General features: G+C 46.3%; 9 protein-coding genes and 1 riboswitch. Of the genes, 2 read left to right on the top strand and 7 right to left on the bottom strand.

Annotated elements, in window-relative coordinates; translation table 11 throughout:
* Positions 1–10: 10 nt before the first annotated feature.
* The 3 genes from thiB to mpl form a co-directional block, all read right to left on the bottom strand.
* Positions 11–982, bottom strand: coding sequence for a thiamine ABC transporter substrate binding subunit (gene thiB / locus AB0763_RS01455; protein WP_306102233.1), 972 nt, complete (start codon positions 980–982; stop codon positions 11–13).
* An 83-nt stretch (positions 983–1,065) separates the two neighbouring features.
* Positions 1,066–1,197: riboswitch (TPP riboswitch) on the bottom strand.
* A 110-nt stretch (positions 1,198–1,307) separates the two neighbouring features.
* Positions 1,308–1,967, bottom strand: a complete 660-nt coding sequence (locus tag AB0763_RS01450; RefSeq protein ID WP_306102187.1) for a flavin prenyltransferase UbiX — start codon at positions 1,965–1,967, stop codon at positions 1,308–1,310.
* A gap of 51 nt (positions 1,968–2,018) precedes the next feature.
* On the bottom strand, positions 2,019–3,416 hold the full coding sequence (mpl, locus tag AB0763_RS01445) for a UDP-N-acetylmuramate:L-alanyl-gamma-D-glutamyl-meso-diaminopimelate ligase (RefSeq protein WP_306102188.1): 1,398 nt from the start codon (positions 3,414–3,416) through the stop codon (positions 2,019–2,021).
* Positions 3,417–3,704: 288 nt separating this feature from the next.
* Between mpl and fbp the strand changes: the two genes are divergently transcribed.
* Positions 3,705–4,715, top strand: coding sequence for a class 1 fructose-bisphosphatase (gene fbp, locus AB0763_RS01440; RefSeq protein ID WP_306102189.1), 1,011 nt, complete (start codon positions 3,705–3,707; stop codon positions 4,713–4,715).
* A 314-nt stretch (positions 4,716–5,029) separates the two neighbouring features.
* Entirely contained in the window at positions 5,030–5,560 is a 531-nt protein-coding gene (ppa, locus tag AB0763_RS01435; RefSeq protein WP_306102190.1) for an inorganic diphosphatase, read from the top strand.
* Between the two features lie 76 nt (positions 5,561–5,636).
* Here ppa and AB0763_RS01430 read toward each other — a convergent pair whose 3' ends face one another.
* The 4 genes from AB0763_RS01430 to AB0763_RS01415 all read right to left on the bottom strand — a co-directional run bounded on the left by AB0763_RS01430 (position 5,637) and on the right by AB0763_RS01415 (position 12,023).
* Positions 5,637–5,984, bottom strand: a complete 348-nt coding sequence (locus AB0763_RS01430; protein WP_306102191.1) for a gamma-glutamylcyclotransferase — start codon at positions 5,982–5,984, stop codon at positions 5,637–5,639.
* A gap of 27 nt (positions 5,985–6,011) precedes the next feature.
* Positions 6,012–9,800, bottom strand: a complete 3,789-nt coding sequence (locus tag AB0763_RS01425; RefSeq protein WP_306102192.1) for a translocation/assembly module TamB domain-containing protein — start codon at positions 9,798–9,800, stop codon at positions 6,012–6,014.
* A complete protein-coding gene (locus AB0763_RS01420) occupies positions 9,797–11,512 on the bottom strand; it encodes an autotransporter assembly complex family protein (protein WP_306102193.1) in 1,716 nt (571 codons plus the stop codon). The genes AB0763_RS01425 and AB0763_RS01420 overlap by 4 nt, the downstream gene beginning before the upstream one ends.
* A gap of 310 nt (positions 11,513–11,822) precedes the next feature.
* Positions 11,823–12,023 carry a DUF1107 domain-containing protein gene (locus AB0763_RS01415; protein ID WP_306102194.1) on the bottom strand — a complete coding sequence of 67 codons (201 nt, stop codon included), beginning with the start codon at positions 12,021–12,023 and terminating at the stop codon, positions 11,823–11,825.
* Between the last annotated feature and the right edge of the window lie 880 nt (positions 12,024–12,903).

Below are 12,903 nucleotides of genomic sequence, written 5' to 3'. Positions count from 1 at the left end.
CATCGTTCTCTTAGTGGGTCAAGGCTTGTTGCCACTCGCGAATCCAATCTCGACGATGAGTCGCCACCTCTTCTGCCGGTAAACTCAAGACTTTGGTCGGCTTAGCAAGACCGCGATAACCTTCCGGTAACGCAACGTCCGTGACGGGATACATCCAGTTGGTGGTAGGAATAATACTCTGCACGTCATCGCTCACTAAGTAGTTTAAAAAGGCTTGAGCCAACTCAGGATGAGGAGCGTTCTTCAACGCGGCGGCGACTTCAACCTGCACGTATTCCCCTTCGCTAAAGGACGTCGCCGCGTACTGATCATCGCCTTCAGCAATTAAGTGATAAGCCGGGGAAGTCGTGTACGACAAAACCATATCGGACTCCCCTTTTAGGAATAATGAATAAGCTTCTGACCAGCCCTTGGTGACCGTTACGGTCTGCTTGGCCAACGCCTTCCACACCGATGAAGCCTTATCGCCGTATAACGCTTTCACCCACAGCATCAAGCCTTGCCCTGGCGTTGAAGTGCGCGGATCTTGATAAATAATACGCAGGTCTTGGCGCTCGACCAATTGTGCAAAAGAGCTCGGGGGGTTACTCAGTTTTTCCTTGTTGTATACGAAGGAAAAGTAGCCATAGTCATAGGGTAAGAACGTGGTGTTTTGCCAACCATTCGGCAGCGTCAGTTTCGCCGAGTCCAATTGGTAGTCGGCAAATAAGCCGGTTTTTTGAGCTTCATTGATCAAGTTGTTATCCAAACCAAGCGCGATATCGGCTTGGCTGTTTTTTCCCTCTAAACGCAAGCGATTGAGAATGGATACGCCGTCGTCTAAGCTGACAAATTGCACTTCACAGCCACACTGTTGTTCAAAACCCGTTTTCACTTTCGGCCCTGGGCCCCAATCTGAGGCAAAAGAGTCGTAGGTATAGACTTGAAGCACTGGCTTCTCAGCCCAAGCGTGACTACTTACTAAAGCGCTTATCGCCACCATCGTGGTGGTAAAGGAAGATTTAATCGGTGCTATCACTTGCTCGCTCTCCGTGTTTGAGCGGCACAGGAGACTTGAGGGGGAGAGGGGGTTCTCATCTCAATTCCTACGCCAGCATTATCTGGTTCAGGTGGTATCATCACTCGCGATGACGATGCGGGTCCCGGCTTAACCGATCTCAGCCACTGTCAGACAGTTAGGCTCCCCGTTGAGTTTGAGACATTGTACTGAGCCAAAAAACAATTGGCTACTGTCACAACAAATTTTAGTGATTCGAGCCACGTTAAGCCCGCTGATAAACGCGATGAGCCCCGGAGTCGATTCACCCTTAGGTATGCGGTCGTTGTCGAGGATTATAGCCCCAGCGCGGAACTAGCCCTTGATCGATGCCAAGGTGATCCAACACTCGAGCTACCATGAAGTCGACCAGGTCTTCAATGCTTTGTGGTTGATGATAAAAGCCAGGGGCTGCGGGCATGATGGTCACCCCCATGGCGGAAAGTTTGTGCATATTTTCAAGGTGCAGCGTCGAGAATGGCGTTTCTCGCACCACCAACATTAACTGACCGCGCTCTTTGAGTACCACATCCGCAGCACGCTCAATCAAATTGTCAGACATACCATGGGCAATCGCCGCCACACTACCAGCGGAGCATGGGCAAACCACCATTTGCTTTGGCGCCGCCGAACCCGAGGCAACCGGTGAAAACCAATCTTCTTTACCACAGACGATTAACTGCTCGGCATCACATTGAAAGCGCTCGACTAAGAACGCGTGTGCCGCCTGAGGCCCGCTCGGTAATTGGAGCCCTTCCTCGGTGGCAAGTACCACACGAGCCGCAGATGAGATCAGCAAATACACTTGATAATCTGCCGCTAACAAACACTCCAAAAGGCGCAGACCATAAGGCGCACCCGATGCCCCCGTCCAGGCGAGAGTAATGGCTTTTTGTGTACGTTGATAGCTAGGTTGAACGGCTGTTGGCATTGTATTTTTCCACTTCACTGACTGTTGTTTTTGTCGTTGTAAAAGACGGGCCTAACGCACCGCAGCGCGTAAAGCTTGGCGGCGTAAACCGTCGATCACTTTTTGATGTAAACCACCAAAACCGCCGTTACTCATGATCAAAAGATGATCCCCCTCCAGACTGTCCGACACCAGTTGCTGGCTCAATTGTTCTATGTTATTGAGCACGTGAACAGGCTGCTTACATTGAGCGGCCACTTCCTCGAGCGACCAAGGCAGATCCGGATCTTGATACAGATAAATCACATCAGCACTGGCCAATGATTGCGCTAAGCTGTCTTTATGTACGCCTTGCTTCATGGTTGCTGAGCGCGCTTCAAGTACCGCCACCAGGCGCGACGGTTCGCCCTGCTTTAAGATAGGCTGTATATGGTTACGCAAACCGGCAATGGTGAGATCAATCGCGGTTGGGTGGTGAGCGAAATCGTCATAGACCTTCACTCCTTCGACCTCGCCTTTGAGCTCCATACGTCGTTGGGTATTGACAAACAGCCCTAAAGCTTCACAACTGTGCTCAGCGACGACACCGACATGGCGAGCCGCCGCAATCGCCATCAAGGCATTGTTGACGTTGTGATCGCCAATTAATGACCATTTTACCTCGCCGACGTTCTGTTGTTGGAAATACACCTCAAAATGACTGCCATCCGGCGACAACTTTCGCGCTGACCAACCGTTGTCGGCGTGCAGATATTCACACTCACTCCAGCAACCGCGATCTAAAACTTGCTTTAACGCCGGCTCATCGGCGGGCAAAAACACTTTTCCCTGACCTGGGACCGTTCTGACTAAATGATGAAATTGCTTCTGAATCGCCGCTAAATCCTCGAAGATGTCGGCATGATCGAACTCAAGGTTGTTTAAAATCACACTGCGAGGACGATAGTGAACAAACTTAGAACGCTTATCGAAAAAAGCACTGTCATATTCGTCCGCTTCAACGACAAAAAACGGACTATTCCCCAAACGCGCCGAAATACCGAAGTTACCTAACACGCCGCCGACCAAAAAGCCAGGTTGGTAACCATTGTGTTCTAAAATCCAAGTAAGCATGCTGGATGTGGTGGTTTTTCCATGGGTACCGGCCACAGCTAAGACCCAGCGATCGAACAATAATCCCTCTTGTAGCCATTGCGGCCCAGAGGTATAACGCAGGTTGTGGTTAAGTACGTATTCAACACACGGGTTCCCACGGCTCATGGCATTGCCAATGATGACAAGGTCGGGATGTGGTTTGAGTTGTGAATCATCAAATCCCTGAATTATTTCAATGCCTTGGGATTCAAGCATCGTGCTCATCGGCGGATAAACATTGGCATCAGATCCGGTAACTTTATGACCGAGTTCGCGAGCTAACACAGCAATACCGCCCATAAAGGTACCGCAAATACCGAGAATATGAATGTGCATAATGTTCCTTTTTTCGTTGCTTTACTCAGGTCGAAAACTCAAGTGTCAGGTGAGACATACCACAAAGGATTGAGTGCCCTTGCCTATGCGAAACAGTGTCTATTATCGCTTTTTTGCCCATGTCATCCACACTGTATAGCGATGAAAATTTATTGCAAATAGATTCAATGATTTGTGAAGTCGCGCAATTAGTTCAGTACGCGTAAAAAGTTATTCAATTTAAACTAAATGTAATGTTATCGAAACCTTGATATGACCCCATAATTTCAATTCTAGTAAGGAAACTGTATGTCAGATAACCGTACCCTCGGCGAGTTTATTGTCGAAAAACAAGCGGACTTTCCCCATGCCAGCGGCGATTTATCGTCATTGCTTTCTTCTATTCGCCTAGCCGCTAAAATCGTTAACCGCGAGATCAACAAAGCTGGATTAGTCGATATTACCGGTGCAGTGGGCACGGACAATGTACAAGGCGAAGCACAGCAAAAGCTCGATGTTTACGCCAATGAAAAGTTTAAATCGGCATTAGAAGCGCGCGATCAAGTGTGTGGCGTCGCCAGCGAAGAAGAAGACGAAGCCGTTGCCTTTCGAAAAGACCTGAATAAAAATGCCAAGTACGTCGTACTGATGGATCCACTAGATGGTTCAAGCAACATCGACGTCAATGTGTCTGTTGGCACTATTTTCTCTATCTACCGCCGCGTCTCGCCGATTGGCAGCCCTCCAACGCAAGAGGACTTCCTGCAACCAGGGCACAAACAAGTCGCCGCCGGGTATGTGGTTTACGGCTCTTCCACCATGTTAGTTTACACCACAGGTAACGGTGTGAATGGTTTTACCTATGACCCTTCGATTGGCACTTTTTGCTTATCGCATGAAAATATGATGATCCCAGACCAAGGCAATATTTATTCAATTAACGAAGGCAACTACATTCGCTTCCCGCTCGGGGTAAAAAAATACATAAAATACTGCCAAGAAAATGTCCCTGAAGACGGTCGCCCTTACACTTCACGCTATATTGGTTCTTTAGTATCTGATTTTCATCGAAACTTACTTAAAGGCGGTATTTATCTTTACCCAAGTACTTTAAGTCACCCACAAGGTAAACTGCGCCTACTGTACGAATGCAATCCTATGGCCTTTTTGATGGAGCAAGCGGGCGGTAAAGCGTCTGATGGTGAGCAACGCATTCTCGACATTGTGCCAACCGAATTACACCAGCGCGTCCCCTTCTTTGTTGGCACGACGAAAATGGTCGATAAAGTCGAGCAGTTCTTGACCGACTTCCCTGAATAACCCCATGTCTTATTTGTACCGTGTGAATACACTGCCGTGGTCAATCTGCTTAGGTTGACCACATTTTTTCACTGATGTGTTGCCTTGTCTCCCATCGGGATCACTGCCTTTGATACGGTATTGTGGGTGATGCTCTCTCACAAGGGATAGGGAAAATTTCGTACTTGGCGGCCTATTTTGTGGCGATGATAGAGATTATTACCTAAGTTTGACTTCTTTTACCGGAAATCGACCTATCGTTATTTACATATCCTAGTGTTTACCGCTAAAGTTAGCGGTTGTAATTGTATCCTCATATCTAAAGGAAATTTAAGATGAGCTTAAATAACGTACCAGCAGGTAAGTCGCTACCTGATGATATCTATGTTGTAATTGAAATCCCAGCGAATGCTGATCCGATCAAATACGAAGTAGATAAAGATTCAGGTGCAGTCTTCGTTGACCGTTTTATGTCTGCTCCTATGTTCTACCCATGTAACTACGGCTACGTAAACGACACCTTATCACTTGACGGTGACCCTGTTGATGTACTCGTACCAACACCTTACCCATTGATTCCTGGTTCTGTGATCCGCTGTCGCCCTGTTGGCGTTCTGAAAATGACGGATGAATCTGGCGAAGATGCAAAAGTGGTTGCTGTACCTCATAGCAAAATTTCTAAAGAATACGATCACATCCAAGATGTGAACGATCTTCCTGAGCTATTAAAAGCGCAAATCACACACTTCTTCGAGCGTTACAAAGAGCTTGAATCTGGTAAGTGGGTCAAAGTTGACGGTTGGGCAGATGTTGAAGCAGCCAAAGCTGAAATCGTATCTTCTTACGAGCGCGCACAAAACAAATAAACCTCGCTAAGATTAGAGGCTCTCAATCAAAAAGACTCGCCCAAGGCGAGTCTTTTTTTGTCCCTCATTGCGAAAACTATACTCGTTGGCACCAATCGCCACTTTGAATCGGGTTGTCGAGCGCATCTTCATCTTGATAAAGATAAATCCACGCTTGACCATATGGGGTATTTATTTGCTCGCGGCGGTATTCAATCGGTACGTCTTCAAGTATGTCTAATTGCGCCAGCGTCGCTTCATCAATGCGATACACCTCGCCATAGACCGATTGCTTACCATCAATTAAAGCGGGATAAGGACCGACATCGAATAGATGGTAATCTTTCTGCGATTGGTAATGACCGAGAAAGTCACTGTTTTCCAACAGATGATGATTGCACTCACCTTGGCGTAAAGTACCATATACAAAAACAAGCTGTGTCATACCCTTCCCTCACCTGATGATACTGAGTTAATCAAACTCAAATTGATACAGTAAATCCACCGCACTATCAACTCCGGATGTCGCTTCGATATACAAGTCGCGCACTAAGCGATAACGCACCGAAAACTCACCTAAGGCACTAAAAATACCCACCCCATATTGCACTTTTAGACCCGGTAACACGTAACCACTGACCGTCACTTGCGAGTCATCCCCTGACCCTGAAGTGTCGAGTTTCAAATCTTGTACACCAAAAGCCTCACCTATATTACTGACCACCTTACCGCTTTGGGCTAAACTCAAACCAATTAAGGTCGTCGTCATGGCATTACTGTCTGATTCGCTGTTTAAGTTTTGCCCACGCAACAAATACGACAACGCATTGGCCTGTGCCATACTCGGATCAGAGAAAATCGTGATCGTCGGGTCTTTCGCCGAGCCCGTCACTTTAATACCAGCGGTGACATCATCCTCTGTATTATCAGGGTTTCTTATCGCGGTAATTGAGACATAAGGCTGATCGACGGGGCCATTCATAGTAATTTTCCCTTCGCTGATCTCTAAGTCTTGGCCAAACGACGTGTAGGTACCATCAATGAGGTTTATCTCACCGGTAATTTGTGGCCCTTTGTCTTTTTGTGACACTTTCAGATCACCTTTTAGGTTAGACTCTAAGCCAAACGCTTCTACTTTTAAATTTTCACCGATGCGAATGGTCACGTTAGATTCAACCGCAAAAGGCAGTGATTGACTTTGCTCAACCAAACTCTGAGTGTCATCGTCTACGATAACTTGATCATCAGAGACGCTGATCGCGCTTTGTGGCAATTGCTCTACCTTGATTAAACCCGACGGTAAATTAATCTCACCAGTAATACTTGCCAGGCTTGGCGTCACTTGTAGTTTGAGATCCGGCTGAGCAATAATATCTACCATAGGCGCATATTTGACATTTAACTGCTCAGAGAAAACACGCAAGTTCGTTTGCCAGCTTTGCAAGTCTTGCCAATCACCATCCCCCTCAAGGGTGAGCTCCCCATCAGAAGTCGTGAGCTTTGATGTCAAGGTAGCTTGGTAACCATTAAATACCAGTGCCAGGTCACCCTTAGTGATATCAACTGGTGACAAATCACCTTGAAATTGAATATCTGACACCTTGAAATCACCCTCAACTTGCGGGTGTAACCAATCGCCTTTAAACGCCAATTGGCTATTAATATTCGCACCAAGTGTGTTGTATTCATCCAGAAGCGGCGCTAAAAAATCCAAATTTAACTGTGACAAAATCAGCTGACCGTCAATCTGTGGTGACTGCTGGTTGAAGCCATTTATCTTGGCCTGGCCTCGCATTTCACCATTGTCTTTAATGTCGAGTTGCCAGTTGGCGTCTAACGTATCATCAGCAAACTGCCCATTCACAACCACCGATTGCCAAGCCACAACAAGGGGTTGCTGTTCTTCTGTCTCTGCCGCGCGAGTCACTTTCCCTTCAGGTAAACTCAATTGAACATTGGCACTGAGATCCTGTCCGTTGCGCCAACTGGCTTGGGCACTGGCCTGTACTTGTCCATCAAGACTAAGGTCTTCGGGTACAAACTTTTTAATCTGTTCAAAATCAAAGTCGTTAATGCTCAAAGCCACCTGGCCTTGTTGAGGGTTGATATTAATATCTTGATCTAGACAGACACTTGAGCCATCTTGTAACCAGCAGTGCGCCCCCATTTGTAACGACGATTTTGCGCTGTTTAGAGCCAAACGAGTGGCCTGATTAAGTGTCCAACGCCCTTGTTCACTTTCAACCCACATAGAAGAAAGTTGCCCTTGCCACATCACATCAGGCTTTAGCGTTATTCCTCCCGCGACAGTGAGCTCAGTACTTGCTTGTGGGGCACTGACGGCCAATGACAGTCGGTGTTGAGACAAAGTGCCATTGAGCACAGTCGTAACATTATCGACGGTTTGCTGTTGGTAATTGGCCTGATTGGCACTTAGGTTAAGGTCAAAGCTAGGATCGTTGGCCAAAGGCATGACATTGCCGTCAATGGTCAACTTGTTGAGGCTCACTTGATCTTGCCAAGCGAGATGTTGTGCAATGAGACCAAGACTAATTTTGGGGTTCTTTTGTTGACCTCGGATCCTAATATCCCCACTCACCAGCCCTTTGGCATCGGCGAGGGAGTGATTTAAATCTGGTAAATTGACGTTGAGATCCATCGCCCATTGCTTATTGAGCTCACCACTCGCTGTCACACGGTTTTTCCCATGAGCCAAAGACAATGACTTAGTCACAACCTTAGTGAGCCCCGAATTATCCCCTTGTGCTTTCGCATCACCGCGTACCGTTAAAGGATATTGACGTAACACACCATCGAGGTTGAGTTTTTCTAATGCGACTTGCCACTGCCCCTGCTCACTAACCTTACCACTCCCTTCTAATTGACCACCAATTTTACCTTCCGCTTGTGGCCATTGTCGCCCTGGTTGAATATCCTTAAACGTTAAGCTCGCTTGCCAATCTACCCCAGATTGCCAATCCGCTTTGGCTTGGCCCGTCAGTTGACCACCGAGTGTCTCAACCACGAGTTGAGATAAATCCACCGCAGTGGGAGATCCTTGCCCTTTGAGTTGCACTTGGGTCGCCGGTACTTCTTCACCGGTCAACGCACTGGCAAGATCAAATTGAAAATCACTGACTCGCCCCTTAGCCGTTAACTGGGTTTGTAACCATTGATATTGCCCCTTGTCCGTCAGTGGCCATTGACCAGAAACATCAGACAGAGCCACCTCAAAAGCGGGATCGCTTTCCAGAGGCTTCACATCGCCCTTGAACGTGCCTTTTACAGGACCATCAAACTGCGCATTGAGCGCCAACTCTCCTAAACTGCCACTCGCCGAAAGCGCCACAGCCTGCTGAGCGTACTGCGCTTCTCGTGCTTGAGCATTGAATTGGGCACTGAGTGGGTATTGTTGTTTTAAGCTCACTTCGGCTTGACCTGTCATCGCCACTTGAGGCATCAATAATGAAAGCGACTTAAGTGATACGCGTTGACCTTGAGCCTCCAAAGCAAAGGCCAACTTTTGAACTTGAATCGGCGTTTGCTGATGTAAAACAAAGTCTTGTAAATCAAACGATTTGAGGCGCAGCGATAAAGGCAGCTTAACCTCAGGCAGTGAGATAGGCTCGGAGGATTGAGCTGAGGCATTACGAGTTGCAGCGCCGCTCTGACCTTGCTCATTTTTTGGGGTGTTAGCAAGAGTGACGTCAACCTTTTTCCATTGTGTATCCCCGATATTGAGTTGGTCTGAGCGCATGGATAACGAGGTCGAAAAATGTTGCCATTGCACTTTTTGACCGTCGACTTTAATGTTGATATCGTCTAACACCAGCGATTGAATTTGAACCGGTATGGGAGTGGTAATACGTGACATCGGCTGATTGCTTTCACTGCTCTCATCACTTTCTTGCGCGGTGCTTGCTAGAGTTAAATCTAGACCGCTTAGCTTAGCTTGGTTAATACAAAGTTGGCTCGACATCAAACAAGACAGTGAATTATCGATAATCAGCTCATCAACGTTTGCCTCAAGGGAAAGCGTGGAGTCTTGATAAGATACCCCCTTTACGGTTAGCTTGCCGAGTAAGCTGCCCTGCATATTGTCAATTTTTAAGTTAGGCAAGGCCTGTTGAGCCCCCCAAGCGATCAATCCCAGACCGGGCTGACTAAACAATAGTATCGTGATCAAACTCGCCGTGATCACCAATAGCAACACCATAGAGAGAGCAAACCACTTGCTCCATTTCCACAGTTTAATACTCATAAATCCGGCCCTAAAGAAAAGTGAATGTTAAAACGATCACCGGGATCAGAATCAAGCCCCCAAGCAAAATCTAAACGCACAGGACCAATGGGGGATGCCCAGCGAATACCCGTACCGACCCCTCGATTCCAATCGGGTGTATCCGTGAACGCATCACCGTAATCGTAAAATGTCGCCAGCCACCAATTGCCCGTCAGGCGGTATTGATATTCTAAGGTACTGGTCGCCAAAAACTTACCACCGATCAAATCATCATCATCGTCAGTTGGGGAAATGGATTCGTAATCATAACCACGGATACTGTTGTCACCACCAGCGAAAAAGCGCAACGAAGGCGAGAGCTTAGTAAATTCATCGGTTAAGTTGGCCCCACCTTCAAGACGAACAATACCGCGGTGGTTTTGACCAATACTGCGTATCCATTTGGTGGTAGCTTGCAGACGTAGCACCCGGGTTTCTGAGAACAACGCGCTGTCACCGTACTCAAGGGTCACACTTTGTTTATCACCCCATAATGGCATACGACCGGCATCGCTTTTCGTCCGAGTGCGGCTAAAGGTCACGCCGGGTAACACGAAGTGACCGATGTCATCTTGATCAGCTTGCTCATAATCTTCAACTAAGTAACGCACGAATAAGGTGCGATTCCAGCCTTGATCGGGATGCCAATGATGTTCAAAAGCCAGATTCGATTCCAGACTTTTGGTGTCTTCATAATCAACGTGCTTTAGTCCATAGGCAATCCGGTAGTAACGATGTAAGACATCCTCTAATGGGATTTTGTAACTGGCGGTTACCGCCTGCTCTGGATCAGATAAAGAAATACTGGAACTAAAACTGTGGCCGGTTTCTGTTACCCAAGGTTTTTTCCAGGTCAAAGAGCCGCGTACGCCAACGTCAGTGGAATACCCCAAGCCCGTTTCCAGTTGATTCTGACTTTGCGGTGCTAAATTTACATCAATTGGCAAGTCGCGCTGTTGGCCCAAATTATCCAGTTTAGGCTCAACAAAAATCGACGAAAACCAATTTGTGTTCGACAAGTTATGATTAAATAAACCCAACTGATTTACGTCATAAGGATCGCCCTCTTTGAAGGGCATCAACGAAAACACTTTTTCATCGACAATTTGACTGCCGCTCAGACTGACTTGACCAAAGTGGTAACGTATACCTGACGAATAGTGCAAGTGAATATAAGCTTGGTTTTTCTTAACTGATACCGCCAACTTACTTTGCGTAAACTTAGCGTCAAAATAGCCTTTTTGCACCGCCAAACTTTGCAAGCTCGATTTTAGGCTTTGATAGTCTTGATGATTGAGGCGCTGGCCTACTTTCAAATCTGTCTCTGATAGCAGGGTCTGGAAGTCTTCGTCATTTTCAGCTTCACCCGTGAGTACAATGTCTAACGTTGTGATCAACACAGGCTCGCCCAACTGGATCTGGGCGGTCAATTCACTGTTATCGTCACTGATCTGGTATTCGATCTCAGCTTGATAGTACCCCAATGCGTTTAACGCATCCTCAATACTTGAGGTAAGACGGGAACGGAAGCGAAGGGACGTGTTGTACTCCGACTCTTTAATCGCCGCTAAATGTGCTTGTATGTTTTTTTCGATGTCACCAGAGACGCCTGCCAATTCAAAATCGACCTTGGCCCAAGTGGGTAGACTCACGAGTGACAACAATGCCACGCTAAAAATGACGGCTTTCATTCATCCCTTACTATCTGGTTGGCTTTGGCAATGCTTCAGATTATAGATGTTCATGTTAGCTGGAATCTGAGACGAAATCTGTATATTTTCGACAATTCTTACAAGATGATAACAATATAATTGCGGGGGGGAATTTGGGCAAAATAGAGGTGATACAAACTTTTTTACGCAACAACTCGCGACTAGGATCACTGTCGGCAGTCTTTACTGACATCGCCGTGATAAGACAAAAATATGGCTCATTTTACCAAGCAAATCGCGCAATCATTGCGACTCGCTTGGTTAATATAACGTCGAGCGATGAGGTGCACTAGCTGTTTAGCTGACTGATGGCTTGGTTTACCTCTCGATAAACGCTAAGGCAATTTGGATCTTTAATATTAGGTAGTTGTACTTTTCCTTGGTCAAAATCGAAACTGCCCACGCCTTTAACGACAAACTGGCCTTTGAACAAGGTTTTAACAAAACGCGCTATTTGTACTGGTCGGTAAACCTTAAATTCACGTTGCATAGTAGCCTTCCTTTTTTATTGTTATTTACGTCGATCATTTTGCTGTGTAGAGCTTACTCGCACAGCAATACGAATCTGACCCGACTTAGTTATTCGCAGTGTCGCGAATATCGATCATAATCGGTTGATGAAAAACCTCATTTGTCACAGCACCATGCCCAATTTTGGTGAACTTTATCCTTCATCCCAGGTTGAGATATCCGTCGTATAATCGGAACCCAAGTTGCAGTAAAAAGCTTCACTAACACTCGTAAAAGCAAAATAAATATCTACTTTAACGATGATTAACTGTCATGATAACAGCGAACATCAACTGCATTTAGTATGAAACGCTATGAGTTATCACTTTTTGGAGCACCCAGTCCATATTCAAATAAAACCTAAAGTGACAAACCGGCATAATTCATCAATAAAGCCTTTTATTTCCAATATTTAAAATTAAAAGTCTGTTGTAACTGAGCCACTCGCTTTTTAACGCGAGAACGACATAGAAACTGAGTACGAGACGACAAAAGTAACAAGCAAAGTCCTCGTTTTGTCCAAGACACCCATTGATGTAAGCAAGAAACTCGCCAGCTTTTACAACACATACAATGTCAGTCGCTTAGCGAATAAATAATGGCCTTAACGGTTCAGGTAAAAGGCGAAAACCTTACTAGGTCAGTACCTTAAAAATTAGACGTTAGCAGCAAGAATTAGTGCCAAAAAAATGCCAGCAAAAGTGAAATGCATCACGAATATTTTGAGCGATTGACAGTCATTGACATCAAATAAATGAAATAACGCATGTCAAGCGTCAGAAAATCCGCCTATCTCGACACCCATCCCCTTGTTATAGTATAACATTACCTCTTATCTGGAATGGCTGGTCAACGCTTTG

The sequence above is a fragment of the Vibrio sp. HB236076 genome (assembly GCF_040957575.1).
Taxonomy (GTDB): domain Bacteria; phylum Pseudomonadota; class Gammaproteobacteria; order Enterobacterales; family Vibrionaceae; genus Vibrio.
The sequence above is the reverse complement of the archived record's forward strand: the minus strand, read 5'-3'. Positions and strand labels throughout refer to the sequence as shown.

Coding starts and splice junctions, on each gene's coding strand:
- thiB (WP_306102233.1), bottom strand. CDS start 982: ATGGTGGCGATAAGCGCTTTAGTAAGTAGTCACGCTTGGGCTGAGAAG.
- AB0763_RS01450 (WP_306102187.1), bottom strand. CDS start 1,967: ATGCCAACAGCCGTTCAACCTAGCTATCAACGTACACAAAAAGCCATT.
- mpl (WP_306102188.1), bottom strand. CDS start 3,416: ATGCACATTCATATTCTCGGTATTTGCGGTACCTTTATGGGCGGTATT.
- fbp (WP_306102189.1), top strand. CDS start 3,705: ATGTCAGATAACCGTACCCTCGGCGAGTTTATTGTCGAAAAACAAGCG.
- ppa (WP_306102190.1), top strand. CDS start 5,030: ATGAGCTTAAATAACGTACCAGCAGGTAAGTCGCTACCTGATGATATC.
- AB0763_RS01430 (WP_306102191.1), bottom strand. CDS start 5,984: ATGACACAGCTTGTTTTTGTATATGGTACTTTACGCCAAGGTGAGTGC.
- AB0763_RS01425 (WP_306102192.1), bottom strand. CDS start 9,800: ATGAGTATTAAACTGTGGAAATGGAGCAAGTGGTTTGCTCTCTCTATG.
- AB0763_RS01420 (WP_306102193.1), bottom strand. CDS start 11,512: ATGAAAGCCGTCATTTTTAGCGTGGCATTGTTGTCACTCGTGAGTCTA.
- AB0763_RS01415 (WP_306102194.1), bottom strand. CDS start 12,023: ATGCAACGTGAATTTAAGGTTTACCGACCAGTACAAATAGCGCGTTTT.